Source organism: Microcystis aeruginosa LEGE 91341 (assembly GCF_015206885.1).
Lineage (GTDB): Bacteria > Cyanobacteriota > Cyanobacteriia > Cyanobacteriales > Microcystaceae > Microcystis > Microcystis aeruginosa_H.
The window spans coordinates 14,382-36,489 of sequence record NZ_JADEXY010000024.1 but is presented as its reverse complement, the minus strand read 5'-3'; the positions used below and the strand labels follow the sequence as shown (position 1 = coordinate 36,489).

The window sequence follows — 22,108 nt, the reverse complement described above, 5'->3', positions numbered from 1 at the left end:
CCCCACACCCCGCTCCCCTGGTGTTAGGCCCAGAGAGACCCTAATAGCTAAAGAAACTGCACGATTAGATACCAAAGTCTCTCACAGATAGAAGATAATCAATATTTATCAGTATTGGAAGCCTTCAGCATGGTTCATTTAACGCCCAATCCTAGCTATAGTCTAAGTCTCAAGATAGAAATCCCCAATCAAGCGGGAACCTTCGCTTCTGTCCTCAATGCGATCGCCGATGTCGGGGGGAATTTAGGGCAAATTTCTCTGATCGAACGCAATTTAAAGATTAGCACCCGCGAGGTGATGGTTGATGCCGCTAGTACCGACCAAGCGGAACAGATTATCGCTGCGGTTAAAGCTCTACCGGATGTTAAACTTCTGAAAGTTTCCGATCGCACCTTCGATCTCCATCGTCGCGGTAAAATCTCCATTGAAAGTCGTATTCCCCTCACCTCCCAAGATGACCTGGCCATGGCCTACACCCCCGGAGTTGGTCGCATCTGCACCGCTATCGCCCACCAACCAGAACAAGTGTATTCATTGACCATCAAGGGCAACACCGTCGCTGTAGTGACCGATGGTAGCGCGGTATTAGGATTAGGAAATCTCGGGCCAGAGGCTGCCCTACCAGTAATGGAAGGGAAAGCGATGTTATTCAAGGAATTCGCCGGAATTGATGCTTTTCCCATCTGTTTAGCCACCCAAGACCCCGAAGAAATCATCGCAACCGTCAAAAGAATCGCTCCGGTTTTTGGGGGTATTAACCTAGAGGATATCGGCGCTCCCCGCTGTTTTGAAATCGAGAAACGTCTGCGAGCGGAATTAAATATTCCCGTTTTCCACGATGATCAACATGGTACAGCGATCGTTTCCCTGGCTGCCCTGATTAATGCCCTCAAATTTGTCAAAAAATCGCTTGATACAGTCAAAATCGTCATTAATGGTGCGGGTGCAGCGGGAATCGCCATCGCTACTCTCTTTAAAACCGCAGGAGCTACAGATATAACCCTCTGTGATTCCCATGGTATCCTCTCCCAAAACCGGGACGATTTAACCCCAGAAAAACAAGCTTGGGCCGTGGCCGCCAGTGGTAAGCTAGGGGATGCTCTCAAAGGCGCTGATGTTTTCTTGGGAGTGAGCGCACCGGGGGTATTGACTCCCGAAATGGTCAAGGGAATGGCTAAAAATGCGATCGTCTTTGCCATGGCTAATCCGATTCCCGAAATTCAACCGGAATTAATCAATGATTTAGTGGCCGTGGTGGCTACCGGACGCAGCGATTATCCCAATCAGATTAATAATGTTCTCGCTTTCCCCGGATTATTTCGCGGGGCCCTGGACTGTCGCGCTAGGGCAATCACCGATAATATGTATCTGGAAGCGGCCAAAGCGATCGCTTCTTTGATCAATCCTGCTAATCTCGATCGAGAGAATATTATTCCCTCGGTTTTTGATGGTCGTGTAGTTACGGCTGTGGCCGCCGCCGTTCAACACGCTGCTCGTCAAGATGGAGTGGCCGGGGAATAATGTAATTATCGTGCAGGAGGGTAAGTGAACCGTGAAACCGATCGATGATATTCCCGAAGCTTTGCGGGACAGCCAGTACAGAAAAACTACTAATCCTAATGGTCTTATAGCGATCGCAAGCGGTTTACTTGCTCTGGTGGGAACCGGCCTAATTGCCATAGCAGTCTTGAATCGTCCCCCTGCTACCGTAAAAAAACCGGTTATTAACCCCTCCCCCCTGATTAAAGCCACTCCTAGCCCCATTGAGAACATTCTAGGTCATTTACCCTATCAAGAGGCCCCAGAGACGGAATTAGCCCCCATTACTGGGGATGGTGGTATGCGTTTAAGGAAGGCAGCAGCCAAAGCTTTTATCCAGATGCAGAGTGACGCAAGAAGGTCGGGGGTGATTTTAATGCCGATTTCCGCATTTCGATCGAAAGCAACCCAAGAAAAGCTCTTTTTTGAAGTTAAAAAACAACGCAATCAGGAAACCCGCAAACGAGCAGAAGTGAGCGCACCTCCGGGTTACAGCGAACATCATACTGGTTATGCGATCGATATTGGCGATGGTCGCACTCCCGCAACGAATTTAAATCTTAGTTTTGCTAATACTGCCGCTTTTCGTTGGTTGCAAAATAACGCCGCTCAGTATAGTTTCGAGTTATCTTTCCCTGAAAACAATCCCCAGGGTATTAGTTATGAACCTTGGCACTGGCGTTTTGTCGGGGATAGTGACAGTTTAGAAACTTTTTATAAGGCCCAACAATTAGGAAAACAAAAATAAACGTAGGGTGCGTTAGGTAATCCATTGTTTTTAGGTAAAAAATCAAGGTCTAAATATTGCCGTAACGCACCAACTTTTTTTGCATGAGTAGAAAACGGGTTTCTCCGAGAAACCCGTTTTCTGTGCGTTACTCAGTCCTTTCATCTTCCCGCTTGCCGTAAAATTATGATTGTCTCTGTCCAAGAAGCTCAAGCCAAACTGCCTGAACTGATATACAATTTCAAACTAGGGGAAGAATTGTTAATTACCGATAATAATTTCCCACTGGCAAAATTAAGCCGATGATAAAGAACACTTACAAGACTTCTCGGAGTATCTGCTTTGAAATGTCTAATTGATAGCCATACTCTGCTCTGGTACACACTCAACGAATCCCCACTCAGTAGCAGCACCCATCAACTTCCTAAAGGGTGGCATAAATCGACTAAATCCTTATCTTGCAAGAGTTCTATTGATTAGTTCGTTCTAGATCGAAAACAATTGACAAAATCGCATCAATGTCCTTCTCTATAAGGGTTTCATCTGGTGACTTTCTTAATAGATCTATCAATTTTTCGGGTGGTAACTTTCCTACTATATCCATCAATTTTTCGGTTTTCATTCGTCTTAAGTTTAAGCCAGAAGGAGTGATAAGAGAATGGCATGATGGTAACTTTCCTACTAGATCCATCTTTTTGGATGGTGACTTTCTTAATGGATCCATCAATTTTTCGGATGGTAACTTTCCTACTATATCCATCAATTTTTCGATGGGATATTGTCTATCTTCTATAGAATTTGCTTCTTCTTGTATTAATCCTACTTCTTCAGGAGTTAATATCAGTCCTTCAAGTTTCTGCTCCGCGTTCTTGATTGTTTCAATTAAGTCTCGGTGTTTTTCTTCGGCCACACTTAAGTCGTCATTGGTAAAAAGATTATTATGAGCTACTTTGTTTCTGATTTTATACAGTTTCTCCCAATTAGATTGAAAATTTCTGTCTTTAAATGATTCCTTAAAAAACTTATCATAGTTGCTTTTAATTTCTTCTTTTAATTTACGAATTGCTTCGGGAGTTTCTTCAAGCCCATCAATTTTTTTAATTAAATCCTCTTTGGTTATACAACCAGATGAAAGCTTGTATATATACTCACCTAAATCATTAAAATCTATCAGATAGAGTTTATTGTCAATATAGCTTGCAAATTTTGTTTCATTATTTTTTCTGTCATTAACTTTCTTGCTAAAATCTTGGGGGGCTTCCGTTTTCCACCAATTCACTCCTATCTTGGTTGTCATGAATTTCGTTATGTAGGCTCTTAAATGGTTTTCCACACGATAAATATAAGGATAAATTTGAACAGCAATCTGCTCAGAAATTTCGTCTTTTACTATATACAGTGTTTCTAATTTTTGTTCTTTGAAAAAATTTAAAATTGGAATACGTTGAGGTTCTAAACAATCATATTCTCCCTTTACAACAATTGAAAAACCTGTAATACATTTATCTTTGCTGTCTTGATCAAATTTAATTGGATTTACTGTAATTTCTATAAAATTATCCTTGATTTGGCGACTGTTACAATCTATTTGTGGTGTTCCCTTCCAAAATGAATTATTCGAGGCGAGAAGATAGACTAAATTATCAGGAGTTTTGATATGAGATTGATTAGAAGTGTCAAATGCGAAGATTTCAAAGGTTAGAAAATTGTTTTGTGTGTCTATTGGAATGACAGGAGTTAGGTCTATAAACAACATCTAACCTCTATTTTAACTTGTCTATTGAAAAAAAGGGGGCTTATTCAGCCCCCCATGAAACTCTAACTACCGCCAATCCTTGCCACATCGCGGGCGTTGGCTTCAAAAGCCGCATCGAGGACAGAATCGCCGGTTAAACCGGAATCTAACGCCTCTTTAATACACTGCAACATCCGCTTATAATCCTTGGGCATTACCTTAACAAACTTGGGCAAGATTTCCGACCAATTTGCTAAAACCAGGGCTGCTTTTTGACTATGGGTGTAATCAGCATGGCGTTGAATTAACTCGCGTAAATCGTCGATTTCTTCCCCTTCTAGCGCCTCTAAAGCCACCATTTGGGTATTGCAACGAGTGGCGAAATCCCCCGACTCATCGAGGACGTAGGCGACACCACCACTCATCCCGGCGGCGAAATTGCGACCGGTGGGTCCTAAAACAACGACTTTACCCCCCGTCATATACTCACAGGCATGGTCGCCAACGGCCTCAACCACGGTATTAACCCCAGAATTGCGGACACAGAAACGTTCCCCAGCAACCCCAGAAATATACACCTCACCACTGGTTGCACCGTATAAAGCCACATTACCGATGATAATATTCTCCTCGGCCGCAAAAGTGGAACCTTTAGGCGGATAAACGATGATTTTGCCACCGCTTAAACCCTTGCCCACATAATCATTGGCATCCCCCTCTAACTCCAGTGTCACCCCTTTGGGAACAAAAGCACCGAAACTCTGCCCCGCGCTGCCCTGAAAATGGAGATGTACGGTATCTTCCGGTAAACCCTCCCAGTGACGTTTAGTGATTTCGTTGCCTAAAATCGTCCCCACCACGCGGTTAATATTTTTAATCGGTAGTGTCGCCTTGACTTTTTCGCCTTTTTCAATGGCATCCTTGCATAAATCCAGTAAAACGGTTATATCCAAGCACTTATCTAAACCGTGGTCCTGGGGAATCTGACAATAACGCCCTACCTCTGGATCCACCTCCGGTTGATAGAGAATCGGAGTTAGGTCAATTCCTTTCGCTTTCCAATGTTCTACCGCCTGTTTTGGCTCTAATACATCAGTTCGCCCCACCATTTCATTTAAGGTGCGGAATCCCAATTCGGCCATAATTTCCCGCACTTCCTGGGCGATAAATTTCATGAAATTCACCGTATATTCGGGATCTCCGATGAAATTTTTCCGTAATAACGGATCCTGAGTCGCTACCCCCGCCGGACAGGTATTAAGATGACAAACCCGCATCATAATACAGCCCAACGTCACCAGTGGCGCAGTCGAAAAACCGAATTCTTCGGCCCCCAATAGCGTCGCTACCACCACATCGCGCCCAGTTTTCATCTGGCCATCGGTTTCCACCGCGATGCGACTGCGAAGATTATTTAACACCAATGTTTGATGGGTTTCTGCTAGTCCCAACTCCCAGGGTAAACCTGCGTGTTTAATCGAGGTTTGGGGTGAAGCACCGGTCCCACCATCGAAACCAGAGATTAAAACCACGTCGGCGTGAGCTTTAGCGACTCCGGCGGCGATTGTGCCGACTCCCACCTCAGAAACCAGTTTTACGCTCACTCTCGCTGCGCGATTGGCATTTTTTAGGTCATGAATCAACTCCGCGAGGTCTTCAATCGAGTAGATATCGTGGTGGGGTGGGGGAGAGATTAAACCAACTCCGGGGGTGGAGTGACGGACTTTGGCAATCCAAGGATAGACTTTTTTACCCGGTAATTGACCGCCTTCCCCCGGTTTTGCCCCCTGGGCCATTTTTATCTGCAATTCTCGCGCTTGGGAAAGGTAAAGACTGGTGACACCAAAACGGCCGGAAGCTACCTGTTTAATGGCACTATTTTTCGAGTCTCCCCGTTCATTTGTCCAAGTGTAGCGCTCGGAATCTTCGCCCCCTTCCCCAGTGTTCGACTTGCCACCGATACGATTCATGGCAATAGCGAGGGATTCGTGGGCCTCTTTGGAAATAGAACCGTAACTCATGGCCCCGGTTTTAAAGCGTTTCATAATCGCTTCAATCGGTTCCACTTCTTCGATGGGGATACTTTCCCGGTTTTTAAAGGTTAATAGTCCCCGCAGGGTGAAGAATTTTTGATTTTGTTGGTTGACCAGTTGGGAATATTTCTTAAAGAGGTCGTATTTGCCCAATTTTACCGCTTGTTGCAGGGTATGAATGGTTTCTGGGCTAAAAAGATGGGCTTCCCCGTCCTTACGCCATTGATATTCACCGCCAATATCGAGGGTATGCACATTAACATCCCGGTCGGGGAAAGCGTGGCCGTGTCTGAGTAGGGATTCTTTGGCAATAATTTCTAAATCGGCCCCTTCAATGCGGGAAGCTGTCCAAGTAAAATAGCGATCGACTACCGATCGATTTAAGCCGATAGCCTCGAATATTTGCGCCCCACGGTAGCTTTGCAGGGTAGAAATGCCAATTTTAGAGGCCACTTTAATTACGCCCTTGGTGGCGGCTTTTATGTAGTTTTTACAGGCGGTCTGGTGGTCAACTCCTACCAATAATCCTTCCTCGATCATACTGCCGAGGGTGGCAAAGGCTAGATAGGGATTAATCGCACCGCAACCATAACCGAGGAGAAGGGCGTAGTGATGTACTTCCCGGGGTTCGCCGGATTCCAAGACAAGGCCGACTCTGGTGCGGGTTCCCTGCCGGATGAGATGATGGTGTAAACCAGCAACCGCCAGCAGTGAGGGAATCGGGGCGTGATTTTTATCGATACCTCGATCGCTTAAAATAATAATACTCGCGCCCGCTAAAATTGCCTCGTCCACCTCTTGACAAATTGCCTCAATTGTGCTACGCATTCCCTCGACTCCCGAAGTGGGATCGAAGAGAATGGGAATAGTCACGGTTTTAAATTCGCTATTGCCCTGTAAACGCGCTAATTGGGCGTTAGTGAGGATGGGAGAGTTAAGTTTAATCAGGTGACAGCTTTCTGGCTGCGGATCCAAGAGATTTCTCTCCGCACCGATAGTGGTAATAGGAGAGGTGATAATTTCTTCGCGAATCGAGTCAATCGGGGGGTTAGTGACTTGGGCGAATAACTGCTGAAAGTAATCATAAAGCAGTTTTGGGCGATCGGACAAGACGGCTAGGGGTGTATCGGAACCCATGGAACCCACTGCTTCCACTCCATCCCGGCCCATGGGGGCTAATAAAAGACGTAATTCCTCAAAAGTGTAACCGAAAGCGGTTTGCTGTTGAATTAGGGAAACAGCAGTTTCCGGTGGAACAGTTTCAACGGCTGGTAAATCGTCTAAATTGACTAAATTTTCGTTTAACCACTGGCGATAGGGATGAGCTTTGGCAATAGCTTCTTTTATCTCCTCATCGGCCACGATACGACCTTCTTTCATATCCACAAGGAACATCCGGCCGGGTTGCAGACGACCTTTTAAAGCGACGCGTTCCGGTTCAATGGGTAAAACTCCCGCTTCCGATGCCATAATTACTAGGTCATCCTTAGTGACGTAGTAACGGGAAGGACGTAAACCATTGCGGTCTAACACTGCTCCCATCATCGTACCATCGGTAAAAGCGATCGAGGCCGGACCATCCCAGGGTTCCATCAAACAGGAATGGTATTCATAAAAGGCTTTTTTCTCATCACTCATCGATTCGTGGGCTGCCCAGGGTTCAGGAATCATCATCATGACAGCGTGAGGGAGAGAACGCCCCGATAAAACCATTAATTCTAGGGCATTATCAAAAATTAAGGAGTCACTACCCTCGATATTAATAACCGGCTGGATTCTTTTGATGTCTTCCCCGAATAAGGGTGAGGCAAACATCGACTGACGGGCGTGCATCCAGTTAATATTACCTCGCAGGGTATTAATTTCGCCATTGTGGGCAATATAACGGTAAGGATGGGCGCGTTCCCAACTGGGGAAGGTATTGGTACTAAAACGGGAATGGACTAATCCTAAAGCACTTTGAAAGTCGGGGTCGTGTAAATCGGGGAAATAGTCACCCACCTGTACCGGCATTAATTGCCCTTTATAGACAATGGTACGACTAGAAATACTGCAAGGATACCAGTAACGATTAAAAGATTGACGATTGAGGTGGGAACGCTTGCGAATAACGTATAATTTGCGTTCAAAGGCTAGATCATCGCTTAAATTGGCATTGCGTTCGATAAAAACCTGTTCGATAAAGGGTTCGGTAGATCTGGCCGAATTGCCTAAACTAGAGTTATCCGTGGGAACATCACGCCAACCGAGAACTTTTAACCCCTCTTCGGCGGCGATTTTCTCGAATTCCTGGCGACTTTTCCCGCGAATTTCGGCATCAGGGGCTGTGTAGAGCATTCCCACCCCGTATTGTCCCGCTGCTGGTAAGGTAAAACCTAGATTGCTGGTCACTTTCCGGAAAAATAGGTCAGGGATTTGGCACAAAATACCCGCCCCATCTCCGGTATTTTTTTCCGCACCGCACGCGCCACGGTGATCGAGGTTTAGTAGAATTGTTAAGGCCTGTTCAACAATATCGTGGGACTTTTTACCCGTTTTATGAACGATAAAACCGACACCACAAGCATCATGTTCAAATTGGGGATCGTATAGTCCTTGTTTCCGTGGAGTTTGATTGTTATTCATTTTGTCTGATAGCCTAGCAGTCTGGAAGGGAAGGGCCTAGAGGGTGAGCCAGAGTAGCGATTCTAGGTATATCAATTCTGTATCCAGACTGGACCTTCGGTCTTATATCTTAAGGAAATGTTTCGATGTGACAAGGGTTCCTCTCGCTGCTTTACCCCCTGATCGAGATCGCTTTTCCGATACAAGTTCGATCGCTCCTATAATCGAAGAAATACTCGATCGCTATCTCGATTCCGTTCGATTGATTCTTGCTGCTCTCTCCCGCCATTTTTTTGAATTTTCTGTAATTACCTCGCCCATTGTTCGGGCTTTTTCCGCCGCATCCCGTGCCATTTCCAGAATTTACTCTAATTCCCGTTCATTTAGTCCTGTTTCTTTTTCGTCCATCACCGTAAGCCCTCCAAGCGATTTTTAACCTTATTCTAGTCTCTAAAATACGTCCGAGTTATGATCGCTTAACTCTAGAGCTAAAGTAGAGATAGGGTTTAATTGGAGCTATGTATGGAAGCGATCGAATTTAGGACGGTTATTCATGACGGTCAAGTGAGCGTTCCCCCCCGATATTCTTCTCGATGGGAAGGTAAGATGATACGGGTGATTGTTTTGGATGACTCGGAAATCGTCCCCGATCCGAGCCAGAAAACTGAAAAAACGATGTTCGAGGCGATTTCTTTAAATACACGGGGATTTAGATTCGATCGGGACGAGGCTAATGCCCGATAAAGTTTTTTTTGATACTAATGTCTTAATTTACGGGTATTCTGAGGATGAGCCTGATAAACGACAGCGAGCGATTGATTGTGTTCGATTGGGTGAGGCTTGGATTAGTACACAGGTTTTAAATGAAACCATAAATGTATTAAAACGGAAATTTTCCCTAAGCTATTCGCAAATTCGAGAAGCTGTACAAGAGCTTTCCGAGGGATTCCCAATCGTCCTCGTTTCTGTTAATACGATAGAGATGGCATTGAATCTAGCGGAACGCTATCAATATAGTTACTTTGATAGTTTAATAATAACTTCGCTAGTAAGGCTAACTGGAAAAATTTAGTAGAGGTTCAAGGTCGCTTGCAGTATCAACCGAAACCGATTAATAACTCCCAAGAATACGAGCGATTTTTAAGCATAATTGAAGGGATGATGTCACGGGAGTTAAGCAATGACGAAGGACTATTATTTGATTTATTGGTGTTATTAGTGGAAGAATACGAGCGGAAACATTATCCGATCGCCCGAACAAATCCTACCGCTACGTTAGAATCTTTACTTGATGAATTCGATATCGATAGGGAGTGTCTTACCGATATTTTCGGCGATCGGGATAGGGTAGAATCGGTGATAGGGGGGAAACAGGCGATCGCTCCCACTCAAGCCGAGTCTCTAGCCGAATTTTTTAATCGTTTAAGTGCGAAACTGGCGTTAAGCGCCCGTGATTTTCTCTTGTAGCCTCGCTTTTCCTTCGGGGACTGAGGGGGGAAGACCATATAACAAATCCTTACTTTCTTCAGAGCTTAGATTAATTAAGATAATGTTACAAAACTTTATGAAAAAGGCGTAGTATGATAATTTACGCCAGTAAAGCGAACACAATAAGGAGCAACACCCATAATGCAGTCGGCCGAGATGTTGCTGACAGTCCCCAAAGAGTATTTAAAAGCACCGGGGGGCTTCAACCCAAACGTTACCATGTTTTTCAGTGCCTTGAGCCTAATAACCCTATCTACCTGTGGCTATTGGCTATGGTCCTGGCCGGACTTGATTTGTTTTAGTGCTAATGTCCTCGCTTTACATTTATCGGGGACAGTTATCCACGATGCCTCTCATAATTCTGCCCATAGGAATCGGGTATTTAATGCTATTTTAGGTCATGGCAGTGCTTTAATGCTCGGTTTTGCCTTTCCGGTCTTCACTAGAGTCCATTTACAGCACCACGCGCACGTTAACGATCCCGAAAATGATCCGGATCATTTTGTCTCCACTGGTGGACCGTTGTGGATGATTGCGGCCAGATTTTTTTATCACGAAATCTTCTTTTTTAAGCGGCAACTCTGGCGAAAATACGAACTGCTGGAATGGTTCCTCAGTCGTCTTTTTGTGGCTACCATAGTCATTGTCGCCTGTCAATATGGTTTTATTGGCTATGTGATGAATTTTTGGTTTGTTCCCGCTTTAGTGGTGGGAATTGCCCTCGGTTTATTTTTTGATTATCTTCCCCATCGTCCTTTCCAAGAGCGTAATCGTTGGAAAAATGCCCGAGTTTACCCCAGTCCCCTGTTAAATCTGCTGATTTTAGGGCAGAATTATCATCTCGTGCATCATCTTTGGCCGTCGATTCCCTGGTACAAATACCAACCGGCATACTATGCCACTAAACCGCTTTTAGACGCAAAAGAGTGTGAACAGTCTTTGGGTTTACTGCAAGGTAAGAATTTCTGGAGTTTTCTCTACGATGTCTTCTTGGGGATTCGCTTTCATTCCCATTCTTCCAAAACTTCTTGATCTCATTTATCGTAATGGTGAGGTACAAAGTTTTCATTTGAGGGAGTCGGTGGTCGATTTTATGAGAAACTCTCTATCTGTACTGGTTTTGTTGTCAACCTGATTTTTTGAAGGAGGATTTTATGGGTCAACATTGGGGAAAAGCCTTAATTTTAACAACAACTTTCTTGACAATTAACATCAATTATGCTAAGTCTTTAACCTTTGGTGAGGCCGTTGGTATTGGAGCGGGGGCCTTGTTAATCAACCGAGCGGTACAGGATAATAGACAACGTTATCGATTTGTACCACCAGAGCAAGAATTTCAGCGCGGACTAGAGGACGGTTTTAACTTTGCCCGCTATGATAATCCGCGCAATTCCAGAGACTACGATGACGGTTTTATCGAGGGACGAAGACGCCGGGAGTCGGGTTGGTCCAGTCCCAACCGGAGAAACTAATTATTTGTTTGGTCTGCGTCCCACTTCGGCGGTTTCTTGAATGGAAAAGATCCTCAATTTGCCGTCGATGGGAGCGACTTTAGCCACTGCTTCCGATGCCACTATATAGTTATCACCCTCGGTATTGGTAATATTGACTACCCGCTCGCGAGTGATAATCGCCATCTCGTCATTAGCAAGAATATCCACGTCCCAATTCTCAGAAAGAACCTCTATACTTTTGATATTTTTGTAGGATTCCTCTAAAAATATTTTATGTTCCGTGATACCATCTAACTCAAAAATTTCGGTACTAGCATCGGTTTTAATGGTCAATTGCGAGGAAATAAACGGGGCATAGTGTTTGAGGATTAGGGCGATATTTTTATCTTTAATAGCGGTTTCAATGTCTTGAATCATTGCTTTAATTTCCGCTTCACTGATTTTTTGTCCCCCATCGCGATTACTCGATTGTTTCACTGGCACTATCGAGGGATTAGCATGGACAAAAGGGGGGGAGATGCTGGGGAGAAGGGATAAACCGAGCAATAGAACAATTAATTGGGGAGAACGCATAATTTAATAAACTTGGTAAATTCAACCCGAATCATAGCATTTTCTCGTTACCGAATAAATCCTCAAGGTGAAAGTCCCTAGTTAGGGAAGCTAAGAGAGCAAAATTATGGCGGTGCAAAGTTTAGGTTGATCCTTTAGCTATTTTTGCCTTATATTTCCAGAATAACAGGGGTATGATCGCTAGGTTTTTCTTGTTTTCTGGGTTCTCGATCGATCAGACAATTAACGGCTTTTTCGTATAGCTGAGGAGTTAAATAAAGATGATCAATTCGCCAACCTCGGTTACGAGAAAAACCACCGCTGCGATAATCCCACCAACTATAATGTCCCGGTGCCGAGGTGAATTTTCTAAAGGCATCTTGTAAACCAATTTCTAAGACCTTTTCTAAAGCTTCTCTTTCTTTAGCTGAAGACATAATATGATTTTCTTTGTCCTTGGGATCATAAATATCTTTATCTTCTAAGGCAATATTAAAATCTCCGCAGATACATAATTCTTGGGGCTGAGAATTAATTATTTTATCTAGATATTTCCTGAGAGTTTCTAACCATTTAAGCTTATAAATATATTTATCACTATCTAGGGAAGAACCGTTAGGAACGTAGAGATTAATAATCCGAATATCGCCGATTACTCCAGTAATTAAACGTTTTTGTTCGTCTAGTTCTCCCGTTAAATTTTCGCCGATAATGGGACTAAATCCCACAGTGATATCGTCCAGAGGTTTCTGGCTAAAAATCGCTACACCATTATAGGCTTTTTGTCCAGAAATATAGAGATGATAACCCAAAGATTCAAAAGCTTCTCTGGGAAAATCTCGATCGATTACCTTAGTTTCTTGCAAACATAAAACCTCAACGGGATTGAGTTGTAACCAGTTAATTACCTGCTCTTGTCGGCTGCGAATCGAGTTGACATTCCATGTGGCGATTTTCATAGCTAAAAACCGAGAATTTTTCTCACACTTCCTCAGCAAAACTACTGCGACGCACAAACTCAAAAGGACCGGCGATCGAACCCCAGACTAATTGATCGGTTTCGGGATCTAAACCGCGATCAACGCTAATTAATCCCCGTTCACTAATTTCAAAACTATTATCTAAATAAGTCATTTTATCTTTGCGAAAGACTAAACATTGTTTCCCCGGTTTCACCACCCCTTTAAAACTGTTACCTGTCCAAGTTACATTCATATCACAACCCGCCATCGGTTCTAATAGGTCTAAGGTGAGATTTTTGAGACGCTGGGGTTCTCTAGAAGCACCAAAAAAGTTAGCTTCCTCTTTGACTTTAAAGTTTTCTAGTTCAATATGGTCATCGACTACCGATAATTTAAATACTCGCAAACGATAGGGGGTATTGAGCATAAAATCGTAGGCCTGCTCTAAAAACAAACTGGTTCCCTTCAGTAATTCATCGGGTAAAGGACGCATACACACGCGAATATGGGCAAAAAAAGGCGGATTAGCAAAAGCTTGTTCTTGATTACTAAAATCCGCCGCCATCCAGCGTGCTAGGGTTTTTATATCCGTGGAATGAGTCATAATTGTTGAGATATAAATGGCTATTAGCTATCAGCCATCAGCTAGTTAATCGCTCTGATAAATTTTCACTGATTACTGATAACTATGCCCCGATAATTGTTATTGTGCAATTACTTTAATTTCTATATCGGCATTAACTTCGGGATGGAGTTTGACTTGTACTTTATAGACTCCCAATTGACCGATATCGGGGACGGTAATACCACGGCGATCGATTTCTAATTTAGCATTTTCTAGAATAACCGTAGCCACATCTTGACTGGTGACAGTACCGAAAATCGCCTCGTTTTCACCCACCTGTTTAGGGATGGTGTAGGGACTGAGTTTTTCGATCGCAGTTTTTCTGGTTTCCGCTTCTTGTCTTTCAGCGAGGAGACGTTGACGCTCTTTTTCTTTCCTAAATTCTGCCTGTTTCATCGCGCCTTTGGTGGCTAAAACGGCCACACCTTGGGGGATAAGGTAATTGCGCGCATAACCGGGTGCTACTTCTACCACATCGCCATTTTCACCCAATTTGCTGACTTTTTGATTGAGGATAACCTGCATTCGTTTCGCCATGATCTTGACCTAAAACAATAGTTCTAAAACCTTTATCATACCATGCAATCGTCAAGTCTCGATCACAAGTTAGGGTGTGCTGAAAAAGTTTTTTGGTGGGGTTAAGGAGTCAGGAGCCGGTCGTCAGGAGTCGGGAGTTTCAGGCTTTGTTGCCCTCTCTTTTCGTACCAATTTATGTACTAAAAGAAGGATAATGCAAGGTTTTTGAGAGTCCCAATCCGATTTTCGCAGCATGAACATCGGATTTTAACAGGTCAAAAGCCTTATTTTAAAAGGGTTTTACCATTATTCAGCAAACCCAAGTTAGTTATTGCCGGCGGCGATTATTTGGGTTAATAGGGGACCGATTGCCTGAAAGGCCGAGGGTAAAACCGCTACGGTGGCGGCCGCGATAATAATTGTCGTGGCTAATCTCAGCACTTTCTCGGAGGCTTTTTCGTAGGTGTCAAATTTATAGTCGAGCTTGTCTAATCTTTGGTCTATTTCCTGAAAGCGTTGCCCCATAGCATCAAAACGTTGGTCTATTTCCTCAAAACTTTGATCTATCGCTTCAAAACGTTGGTCTATCGCCTCAAAACGTTGATTTACTGCTGTTTGGAAGCTTTTCAGTTCGTTGAGAACATCGGTTAGGGTGGGTTCTTGAGTGGACATGGTGACACCTAGAGGAATTTGATCGCCTAGCACAATTATAACCTTAAGTCAAGCTTTTTTGATAAAAATTAACTTTTTTGTCGGTAATATTTTGACCTTGTTCCAGTGTTGGAGACAACCAGTATTTCTATTCTAATAAAGTCTCTTTAATTGTTGTTAAAACTTTGCTATCTTTGACCATCCAAGCATGAAGCAATACGGGAATGGAAATTTCTTTGCCCACCGATAAACGGGAACTATGGGCAGGAAATATCATTAAATCGTAGGGAGTCCAGATAACTGTGGTTTTAATTTTATTTAAAATTTGTTGGCAATCTTGATTTAAATCCTCTAGAAATTGACTCCCCGGCTGCATTTGTCTAATCCCATCTAAGGGTAAACTATACGCGGTTAAAGTGCCTCGATTCGGGGCAGAAATATTTAGGTAACGTTGCACTCTTGCCACTCCTCCCAATCTTTGCAGGTAGTAGCGAGTAATTAGTCCTCCCATACTAAACCCAATCAGATCCACTTTCTGCTCTTTAGCAAAGTTTTTCTCGATATAATTATCCACCTGACTGGCTAAAACTTCTAACTTTTCGTAACCATGATTGGGAATTAGGTTAAAACTATGCACCTGCCAACCATGATAGTTTAAATACTCGCTCATCGGTTTAAAAACAGCCGTAGTGTCCAGAAAACCATGCACCAAAACAACGGGATTCATAGATGAGATTTTATTCTTGAATTCTGAATCTATTCTAACGGATGATCGGGGTAATGAGCGAAAAATTTTTGGGAAGAGCCTATCTACTAGGTACGGTTGCAGTCAACTTCTAAGGATTAGGGAAAAAACCAAAAAGTTTAGCGGCACCCCCTAAAATAGCGACTACCAATGCTATCAGAATTCCTCGATTGGTGAATTCCTGATAGGCAACCCTTGCAGTTAATCCCTCGATTTTTGTGCTTACTCGTTCATCCAGAGCTTTGATTTCTCCCTTGAGTTCGGCCTGTCCTATTTCTACTTTAGTTAACCGGTCTTCTATCTTGTCAAATCTCTCATCAATACGTTTTTCCAGAGAGTCGATTTTCTCGTCAAGGCGTTTTTCCAGAGAGTCGATTTTCCCCTCAATCCTTGTCAGGACAGCTTCTAGGGAATAAGTGACAGTTTCGTTAGACATTTTGAGCAACTCCAAAAGTCAAATCTTCAGGGCTAAATGCTGGGGGCTATATCTTACCGAAAAATCAGGAGTCTATAGGCGTACACTGATTCCTATTATAATAAAATTATAAGTCAAGACTTGAGTTTTTGTCAAGCTTTTTTTTGACGGCAATCAATGGCAAGAATTTCGGGGAAGTATTTAGCCACCGATCCCTAACCGTCCCGCTAAACTAGGGCTTAAAGGAATCAGAGTCGCCAACATTAAAAAGAGCAGTAATAAACCCCAACCAGCGCGGGTGTCATCGGGTTCGGTTAACTCGTTTAAACTAGGTCTTTCCAACTCTCTTTGTAAAAAAGCGACTAAAATTGTCCAATAGAGAGGAATGGGATTACTAGAATTAACTAAGGAAATAATGCCCAAAATAACCAAAGTTGCCACAGTGGTACGGCGGGCAATTTTGCGACCATAAATAGCCTGAACAATTCTGCCACCATCTAACTGTCCAGCGGGCAGTAAATTAAGGGCAGTAATCACCAATCCTAACCAACCGATAACAGTTAAAGGATGCACGGAGATAACGGCATTTTGTAACTCGTCGCCTAAAACTATCCGCGCTAAAAAACTCACTAAAATTGAACTTTGGAAAAAAGTACTAGGGATTTGAAAAAGGCTGGCAGAATTAGATAAAATCAGTCCAACAATTAACAAAATTAAAGAAACCAAACCTCCCAAAGCAGGACCAGCGAAAGCTATATCAAATAGGACACTACGGTTAGACAATAAAGATTCAAAACGAGTAATCGCCCCAAAAGAACCAATCTGCCAAGTGGGAAGAAAATAGGGTAAACTGAGACGAACATTATGGCGTTTAGCGATAATTAGATGACCGATTTCGTGGGCAATTAATACCGACCATAAACCCAAACTCAGGGGAATTGCTTCTCGATATCTCTGCCAATTACTAAACAAATCAAAACCCAATAAAATTCCCGCTGCTTCTAAGCTGGTGACAAGGGTGGCGACTAACAAAACTAAAGAGAGATTTTTTTGAGCAAGAGTTGCAGGACTAGGATCATTAGTTTTGGGAAGGATAATTACCACCGGTTTTTCCTCGGTTCCTTCCACCAGAAATAAACGATATTTATCGCCAAAATGATTACTTAATTTCTGGGTTAAGCGAGAGTGAACGCTATCCGGTTCTCCCCGTAAATTGCCTTTAAAAATTGCCCCTTCCTGAAAAGAGATAGTTTCGGTGGCAAAAAAAGTATCTATCCCAAAAATACTCTGAATAACTTTTAGATCCTGTTCGGAAATTGGCATCACATCGGGTACAATTGCTGTCACCGCAGCTGGGGTTTCTAGGGGAGTAACGGACTGGCTAACTACTGGGTTAACTTTTGGTTCAATTATCTGATTGGTTTTCAGTAAGCGTAAACGGTTGCCCAAATAAATATAGATAATGGTGGAAGCAACCAGTAAAAAGAGAATTACTGCTAGATTGAGTTCAATTCCCGCGGCAAATAGCCCGAAAAAAATTAACCAAGGAGCTATTAGTACCAAGGATTGTAACCAAGCTAAAATTCCCAGTTGACCGTAGGGTTTAGACCGATAAAAACTCCAAGTCAAGATACCAGCAGCGACGAGGAAAATAACAGCGATCGCAGCAATTTCCGAAGAAATATTAACCATAGGAAAGTCAAAATCAATAGGTTTTTATCAATCAATTTGATTATAAGCTTGCAGAGCGGCCCGTAATTGACCCCGATGTTTTTGTAACAATTCTTGTCCTGCGGCCGCCGAAAGTCCCGTTTTCTGCATTAACAAAGCCAGTTTAACCCGGCGGCCACTTTTTTCCAGTAAAATTGCCGCTTCCTCACGACTAGCATCGGTAAGGTGGCAGATAATCCGTAGGGCGCGGTCATGGAGTTTATGATTAGTAACAGCCACATCGACCATCTGGTTGCCGTAAACCTTGCCTAACATTACCATTGTCCCTGTGGAAAGGATATTTAAAGCCATTTTCGTCACCGTTCCCGCTTTCAGGCGAGTGGAGCCGGCCAGAAGTTCTGGTCCAGTCAATAAGCGGATATCCACATCCACAGGGATCTCCACTTGTTCGGCGGGGACACAACTAATGGCAATCGTCGTCGCACCTCGCTGTTTTGCCGCCTGTAAAGCCCCGTGAACGTAGGGAGTCGTCCCCCCGGCGGTAATCCCCACTACCACGTCTAATTCGTGAATTTCTCGCTGGGCAATAATCGCCGCCCCATCTTCCGCTTTATCCTCCAAATCTTCGGAACTACGCACCAGCGCCGCCGCTCCACCGGCAATAATTCCCTGTACCAATTCCGGGGGAGTGCAGAAGGTGGGAGGACATTCGGCCGCGTCCAAAACCCCCAGCCGGCCACTGGTTCCCGCCCCAATGTAAAAGAGCCTACCACCTTTAGCCAGAGCTTGACCGGTCAGGGAGATTGCTAGGGCCAATTCTTGCCGGGCCATGGCGATCGCTTTTAGGGTTTGGGCATCCTCCTGATTGAAGAGATCCACCAATTCGAGCGGGTTTAATTGGTCTAAATTTAGGCTGTTTGGGTTAATTTGTTCGGTTAACAGGTGTCCTCTGCTTTCCCACTGTTCCATAACGGTTTAATTGAGCTTTTCGTAAGATTATTTTTAGTATATAGCGAATCGGTGGGCTAAAAGCTTGACAATTGCCCCCCGAATATTAGATGATAGTAAATTGTGTCAATTCCTGCTCGGATCAGGTGAAGACATTAGGACAAAAGCTGGAATTTTTTTCAGCTACCTGTACGGCAAAACGAGCGCAGAAAATTTATGAGTTACGCGATTATTGAGACCGGTGGCAAACAGATTCGGGTGGAACCCGGTCGCTATTACGATATCGAACTTCTTCCCGTCGATGAACAAAGTACCCATACCATCGACAAAGTGCTATTAATCCATGATGAGGATGATATTAGCATCGGTCAGCCCTTTATCGAAGGGGCCACCGTCGAAGGGACTGTCATTCAACATCGTCGGGGCAAAAAAGTTATTGTCTATAAAATGCGCCCGAAAAAGAAAACCCGTAAAAAACGCGGTCATCGTCAAGAAATTACCCGTTTTATGATTGATTCAATCAATTATAACGGTAAAACCCTAGTCGCCACTGCTGCTACCTCCGGCGCTGAAGTTGTGGAAGATAGTAGCGAGAAAGAAGAATAACTTTTAGAATCAAAAAAGCATTTGGAGAGAAATTATGGCTCATAAGAAAGGTACGGGTAGTACCCGCAACGGACGCGATTCTCGTTCCCAGAGACTAGGCGTTAAGCGCTACGGTGGTCAGGTGGTAAAAGCGGGAAATATTCTCATCCGTCAACGGGGTACTAAAGTTCACCCGGGTAAAAATGTTGGTCGTGGTGGCGATGATACTTTATTCGCTTTAATTGATGGTGTGGTTAAATTTGAATACAAGGATAAAAGTCGCCGTCAAGTTAGCGTTTATCCTGCTGAAGTTAGCGCTAGTTAATCCCATCAACTCTGATTAATTTTTTCCCTGTAACCTCCTAATTAATACTAGGGGGTTTTTTCAGGTAATTTATCTAGCAATTATAGCAGTTATCTGAGGAAATCGGAGAGCTTTTTTTTCAGTGATCAGTAAACAGTAATCTGTGAACTGAAAACTCACATCTGATAACTGATCACTGCTCATTGATTAAGCTGTAGCTTCTAAAAATACGCCTAAATTGCGGAATTTTTGATAACGAGATTCGCGCCGTTGTTGGGGAGTTAACACAGATAAAGCCTCTAAATTGTCACTAATAGCGACTTTTAAATTGGCTGCTGCTTTAATCGGATCAGCATGGGCCCCTCTGGAGGGTTCAGGAACGATCTGATCGATAATATTTAAATCTTTTAAGTCTTTTGAGGTAATTTTGAGGGCAACTGCTGCTTTATCGGATTTTTTGGCATCTTTCCAGAGAATGGCGGCACAAGCTTCGGGAGTCGCCACGGTATAGACAGAATGCTCTAACATTAATAGGCGATCGCCGACACCGATCCCCAAAGCGCCGCCGGAACCACCTTCGCCAATAACAGTACAAATGATCGGCACATCTAAACGGAACATCTCCCGAAGATTATAGGCGATCGCTTCCCCTTGACCTAATTTTTCCGCTTCTACCCCCGCCCAGGCGCCGGGGGTGTCAATAAAGGTTAAAATTGGCTGATTAAACTGATGGGCGTGTTCCATTAAACGCATGGCTTTACGATAACCACCGGGGGCAGCCATGCCGAAATTTCTAGCCACATTATCCTTAGTATCCCGGCCTTTTTGATGCCCGATAATCACCACGGGACGACCGTTAAAACGGGCAACACCACCCACAAGGGCGGGATCGTCGTAACCACCGCGATCCCCGTGCAACTCGAACCATTCATCGGTGATGGCTTGAATATAGTCTAGGGTACTGGGGCGCCGGGGATGACGGGCTAATTGTAGCCGTTGGGAAGGGGTGAGATTGCTAAAAATTTCACGCCGTAATTGATTAGCTCGTTCGTCTAGTTGACTAATTTGTTCCGAGACATCTACGCTATTTTCTTGGGCTAATTCTTTAATCTGTTCGATGCGGGATTCTAATTCGTAGAGGGGTTTTTCAAAATCTAGGAGAAAAATCTTTTTCTCGGTAGTCTCGTTTTTAGTCATAGGTTAGTGGCTAGAAGTTTACTGTTCGCTAAGTAGTTAGGCGTTAAAAATTATCAAATACCCCCCTTATCAAGGGGGGATTAAGGGGGGATCGGCACCCCCCTTATCAAGGGGGGATTAAGGGGGGATCGGCACCCCCCTTATCAAGGGAGATCCCCCCGCCTATCGGCACCCCCCTTATCAAGGGGGGCAGGGGGGAGCAGAGGCAAAATTTATCTTCAATGTAATTATAACTACTTACTTAATCTTTTCTAGCTTACCGTTTTTCAGCGATCGATTATCGGCAGCTTCGGGATGACTGGGAGATAATTTCAGGTTATCGATCGAATTTTGTCAATTGTTGTATAATGATAGATCGTGCCTTTTTCACCCCAAGGAGGATTAGTTATGGCAGGAAGTGAACTAAAAGCGGATCTATGGGTTAACGAATATATTACCCCCTGGGACATTTATAGTCATGGGGTTTCGCGGATTTTAGCCTACAAAAAAACCGCTTTTCAGGAAATGTATATTGTTGAGTCGGGGGCCTATGGAAAAGCCTTGGTACTGGATGGCAAATGGCAATCTTGTACGGGAGATGAATTTATTTATCATGAAGCATTAGTGCAACCGGCAATGATTGCCCACCAAGAACCAAAAACTGCTTTAATTCTGGGAGGTGGTGAAGGTGCGACAACGCGGGAGTTATTGCGTTGGAAAACAATCGAAAAAGTGATGATGATCGATATCGATGGGGATGTGGTGGCAGCTTGTAAGGAACATCTTCCCGAAATGCACCAAGGCACTTTTGATGATCCTCGTTTTGAGTTAGTTGTGGCCGATGCTTTAGAAGTTTTAGACACCACTAATGATCAATGGGATATTATTATTTCTGATCTGGTTGATCCCATCGGAGAGGGTCCTTCTTTCCCCCTATTCACAAAAGAATACTTTGAAAAACTACAAAGAGTTTTGGCCGAAAATGGCATTGTGGTTGTCCAATCTGGCCCAGTTTCTCCTCCTTCAGTGATGTATCATGCGCGTTTGGTGAATACTTTAAAAGCAGTTTTTCCCTACGTTCATTCCTATTGCGCTCCTACTCCTAGTTATGGTTCCCCTTGGGGTTTTACTCTCTGTGCTAATCATCCTTTAAATACTCGTCCCGATCCCGATGTGGTGGATGAATTAATCACCGATACAACTACGGGAGGATTACGTTTAATTGATGGCATGAGTTTACTAGGAATGTTACAAACTCCTCTCTATATTCGTCAAGCTATCGCACAAAATACGGAAGTTTATACCTTAGCAAAACCCCCGAAATTCTTCGGTCAAGGAGTAATCAGTAATCAGTAATCAGTTATCAGTTATCAGTTAT

Annotated in this window: 22 protein-coding genes and 1 pseudogene; 11 read left to right on the top strand and 12 right to left on the bottom strand. The window is 43.7% G+C overall.

From position 1 onward, the window contains the following. Positions 1 to 129: 129 nt before the first annotated feature. Both IQ234_RS05835 and IQ234_RS05830 read left to right on the top strand, forming a co-directional pair. A complete protein-coding gene (locus IQ234_RS05835) occupies positions 130 to 1,521 on the top strand; it encodes an NAD-dependent malic enzyme (protein WP_193956389.1) in 1,392 nt (463 codons plus the stop codon). A 31-nt stretch (positions 1,522 to 1,552) separates the two neighbouring features. Next, complete coding sequence (locus tag IQ234_RS05830; RefSeq protein ID WP_193956388.1) at positions 1,553 to 2,287, top strand: M15 family metallopeptidase; 735 nt, start codon at positions 1,553 to 1,555, stop codon at positions 2,285 to 2,287. A gap of 862 nt (positions 2,288 to 3,149) precedes the next feature. Here IQ234_RS05830 and IQ234_RS05825 read toward each other — a convergent pair. Both IQ234_RS05825 and gltB read right to left on the bottom strand, forming a co-directional pair. After that, a pseudogene (locus IQ234_RS05825) lies at positions 3,150 to 4,022 on the bottom strand (Swt1 family HEPN domain-containing protein); the annotation flags it as partial. A gap of 62 nt (positions 4,023 to 4,084) precedes the next feature. After that, positions 4,085 to 8,659 carry a glutamate synthase large subunit gene (gltB, locus tag IQ234_RS05820; protein WP_193956386.1) on the bottom strand — a complete coding sequence of 1,525 codons (4,575 nt, stop codon included), beginning with the start codon at positions 8,657 to 8,659 and terminating at the stop codon, positions 4,085 to 4,087. 127 nt (positions 8,660 to 8,786) lie between these two features. Here gltB and IQ234_RS05815 point away from each other — a divergent pair, with 127 nt between their 5' ends. The 6 genes from IQ234_RS05815 to IQ234_RS05790 all read left to right on the top strand — a co-directional run bounded on the left by IQ234_RS05815 (position 8,787) and on the right by IQ234_RS05790 (position 11,598). Then, the gene (locus IQ234_RS05815; RefSeq protein WP_193956385.1) at positions 8,787 to 9,074 is read left to right on the top strand and encodes a hypothetical protein; all 288 of its coding nucleotides are present in this window, start codon (positions 8,787 to 8,789) and stop codon (positions 9,072 to 9,074) included. Positions 9,075 to 9,160: 86 nt separating this feature from the next. Then, a complete protein-coding gene (locus tag IQ234_RS05810) occupies positions 9,161 to 9,382 on the top strand; it encodes a hypothetical protein (RefSeq protein ID WP_185239292.1) in 222 nt (73 codons plus the stop codon). Further along, positions 9,372 to 9,710, top strand: coding sequence for a PIN domain-containing protein (locus tag IQ234_RS05805; protein WP_193956384.1), 339 nt, complete (start codon positions 9,372 to 9,374; stop codon positions 9,708 to 9,710). The genes IQ234_RS05810 and IQ234_RS05805 overlap by 11 nt, the downstream gene beginning before the upstream one ends. A gap of 17 nt (positions 9,711 to 9,727) precedes the next feature. Then, positions 9,728 to 10,105 carry a helix-turn-helix domain-containing protein gene (locus IQ234_RS05800; RefSeq protein ID WP_193956383.1) on the top strand — a complete coding sequence of 126 codons (378 nt, stop codon included), beginning with the start codon at positions 9,728 to 9,730 and terminating at the stop codon, positions 10,103 to 10,105. 162 nt (positions 10,106 to 10,267) lie between these two features. Beyond that, a complete protein-coding gene (crtR, locus tag IQ234_RS05795) occupies positions 10,268 to 11,158 on the top strand; it encodes a beta-carotene hydroxylase (protein WP_193956382.1) in 891 nt (296 codons plus the stop codon). A gap of 122 nt (positions 11,159 to 11,280) precedes the next feature. After that, positions 11,281 to 11,598: a hypothetical protein gene (locus IQ234_RS05790; protein ID WP_193956381.1), complete on the top strand. Its 318-nt coding sequence runs from the start codon at positions 11,281 to 11,283 to the stop codon at positions 11,596 to 11,598. On the opposite strand, the gene IQ234_RS05785 is transcribed toward IQ234_RS05790, so the two are convergent. From IQ234_RS05785 to murQ, 9 genes are all read right to left on the bottom strand, one after another. Continuing rightward, the gene (locus IQ234_RS05785; RefSeq protein WP_193956380.1) at positions 11,599 to 12,153 is read right to left on the bottom strand and encodes a hypothetical protein; all 555 of its coding nucleotides are present in this window, start codon (positions 12,151 to 12,153) and stop codon (positions 11,599 to 11,601) included. 149 nt (positions 12,154 to 12,302) lie between these two features. Next, a complete protein-coding gene (gene xth, locus IQ234_RS05780) occupies positions 12,303 to 13,091 on the bottom strand; it encodes an exodeoxyribonuclease III (RefSeq protein WP_193956379.1) in 789 nt (262 codons plus the stop codon). Positions 13,092 to 13,113: 22 nt separating this feature from the next. Next, on the bottom strand, positions 13,114 to 13,698 hold the full coding sequence (locus tag IQ234_RS05775; protein WP_193956378.1) for a chromophore lyase CpcT/CpeT: 585 nt from the start codon (positions 13,696 to 13,698) through the stop codon (positions 13,114 to 13,116). A gap of 99 nt (positions 13,699 to 13,797) precedes the next feature. Next, on the bottom strand, positions 13,798 to 14,256 hold the full coding sequence (rplI, locus tag IQ234_RS05770) for a 50S ribosomal protein L9 (protein ID WP_193956377.1): 459 nt from the start codon (positions 14,254 to 14,256) through the stop codon (positions 13,798 to 13,800). A 303-nt stretch (positions 14,257 to 14,559) separates the two neighbouring features. Further along, a complete protein-coding gene (locus IQ234_RS05765) occupies positions 14,560 to 14,940 on the bottom strand; it encodes a hypothetical protein (protein WP_193956376.1) in 381 nt (126 codons plus the stop codon). A 94-nt stretch (positions 14,941 to 15,034) separates the two neighbouring features. After that, a complete protein-coding gene (locus IQ234_RS05760) occupies positions 15,035 to 15,613 on the bottom strand; it encodes an esterase/lipase family protein (protein ID WP_193956375.1) in 579 nt (192 codons plus the stop codon). Positions 15,614 to 15,722: 109 nt separating this feature from the next. Next, positions 15,723 to 16,067, bottom strand: a complete 345-nt coding sequence (locus IQ234_RS05755; protein WP_193956374.1) for a DUF4164 family protein — start codon at positions 16,065 to 16,067, stop codon at positions 15,723 to 15,725. A gap of 180 nt (positions 16,068 to 16,247) precedes the next feature. Further along, positions 16,248 to 17,738 carry a site-2 protease family protein gene (locus IQ234_RS05750; RefSeq protein ID WP_193956373.1) on the bottom strand — a complete coding sequence of 497 codons (1,491 nt, stop codon included), beginning with the start codon at positions 17,736 to 17,738 and terminating at the stop codon, positions 16,248 to 16,250. A 27-nt stretch (positions 17,739 to 17,765) separates the two neighbouring features. After that, positions 17,766 to 18,686 (bottom strand): N-acetylmuramic acid 6-phosphate etherase, encoded by a 921-nt coding sequence (gene murQ / locus IQ234_RS05745; RefSeq protein ID WP_193956372.1) that lies wholly within the window; start codon positions 18,684 to 18,686, stop codon positions 17,766 to 17,768. Positions 18,687 to 18,881: 195 nt separating this feature from the next. Here murQ and rplU point away from each other — a divergent pair, with 195 nt between their 5' ends. Continuing rightward, entirely contained in the window at positions 18,882 to 19,271 is a 390-nt protein-coding gene (rplU, locus tag IQ234_RS05740) for a 50S ribosomal protein L21 (RefSeq protein WP_193956371.1), read from the top strand. A 34-nt stretch (positions 19,272 to 19,305) separates the two neighbouring features. Then, positions 19,306 to 19,575 carry a 50S ribosomal protein L27 gene (gene rpmA, locus IQ234_RS05735; RefSeq protein ID WP_002744094.1) on the top strand — a complete coding sequence of 90 codons (270 nt, stop codon included), beginning with the start codon at positions 19,306 to 19,308 and terminating at the stop codon, positions 19,573 to 19,575. A gap of 186 nt (positions 19,576 to 19,761) precedes the next feature. Here the strand turns inward: rpmA and accA are convergent, their stop codons facing one another. Continuing rightward, entirely contained in the window at positions 19,762 to 20,751 is a 990-nt protein-coding gene (gene accA, locus IQ234_RS05730; RefSeq protein WP_193956370.1) for an acetyl-CoA carboxylase carboxyl transferase subunit alpha, read from the bottom strand. Positions 20,752 to 21,138: 387 nt separating this feature from the next. Here accA and IQ234_RS05725 point away from each other — a divergent pair, with 387 nt between their 5' ends. After that, complete coding sequence (locus tag IQ234_RS05725) at positions 21,139 to 22,086, top strand: fused MFS/spermidine synthase (RefSeq protein WP_193956369.1); 948 nt, start codon at positions 21,139 to 21,141, stop codon at positions 22,084 to 22,086. Positions 22,087 to 22,108 lie beyond the last annotated feature (22 nt).

Bases quoted from the DNA above. Each gene is read 5' to 3' on its own strand.
- IQ234_RS05760 (WP_193956375.1), bottom strand. From the start codon at position 15,613: ATGAATCCCGTTGTTTTGGTGCATGGTTTTCTGGACACTACGGCTGTT.
- accA (WP_193956370.1), bottom strand. From the start codon at position 20,751: ATGACTAAAAACGAGACTACCGAGAAAAAGATTTTTCTCCTAGATTTT.
- IQ234_RS05790 (WP_193956381.1), top strand. From the start codon at position 11,281: ATGGGTCAACATTGGGGAAAAGCCTTAATTTTAACAACAACTTTCTTG.
- xth (WP_193956379.1), bottom strand. From the start codon at position 13,091: ATGAAAATCGCCACATGGAATGTCAACTCGATTCGCAGCCGACAAGAG.
- IQ234_RS05835 (WP_193956389.1), top strand. From the start codon at position 130: ATGGTTCATTTAACGCCCAATCCTAGCTATAGTCTAAGTCTCAAGATA.
- rplU (WP_193956371.1), top strand. From the start codon at position 18,882: ATGAGTTACGCGATTATTGAGACCGGTGGCAAACAGATTCGGGTGGAA.
- IQ234_RS05750 (WP_193956373.1), bottom strand. From the start codon at position 17,738: ATGGTTAATATTTCTTCGGAAATTGCTGCGATCGCTGTTATTTTCCTC.
- IQ234_RS05810 (WP_185239292.1), top strand. From the start codon at position 9,161: ATGGAAGCGATCGAATTTAGGACGGTTATTCATGACGGTCAAGTGAGC.
- rpmA (WP_002744094.1), top strand. From the start codon at position 19,306: ATGGCTCATAAGAAAGGTACGGGTAGTACCCGCAACGGACGCGATTCT.
- IQ234_RS05755 (WP_193956374.1), bottom strand. From the start codon at position 16,067: ATGTCTAACGAAACTGTCACTTATTCCCTAGAAGCTGTCCTGACAAGG.
- IQ234_RS05785 (WP_193956380.1), bottom strand. From the start codon at position 12,153: ATGCGTTCTCCCCAATTAATTGTTCTATTGCTCGGTTTATCCCTTCTC.
- IQ234_RS05775 (WP_193956378.1), bottom strand. From the start codon at position 13,698: ATGACTCATTCCACGGATATAAAAACCCTAGCACGCTGGATGGCGGCG.
- murQ (WP_193956372.1), bottom strand. From the start codon at position 18,686: ATGGAACAGTGGGAAAGCAGAGGACACCTGTTAACCGAACAAATTAAC.
- IQ234_RS05725 (WP_193956369.1), top strand. From the start codon at position 21,139: ATGGCAGGAAGTGAACTAAAAGCGGATCTATGGGTTAACGAATATATT.
- gltB (WP_193956386.1), bottom strand. From the start codon at position 8,659: ATGAATAACAATCAAACTCCACGGAAACAAGGACTATACGATCCCCAA.
- rplI (WP_193956377.1), bottom strand. From the start codon at position 14,256: ATGGCGAAACGAATGCAGGTTATCCTCAATCAAAAAGTCAGCAAATTG.
- IQ234_RS05805 (WP_193956384.1), top strand. From the start codon at position 9,372: ATGCCCGATAAAGTTTTTTTTGATACTAATGTCTTAATTTACGGGTAT.
- crtR (WP_193956382.1), top strand. From the start codon at position 10,268: ATGCAGTCGGCCGAGATGTTGCTGACAGTCCCCAAAGAGTATTTAAAA.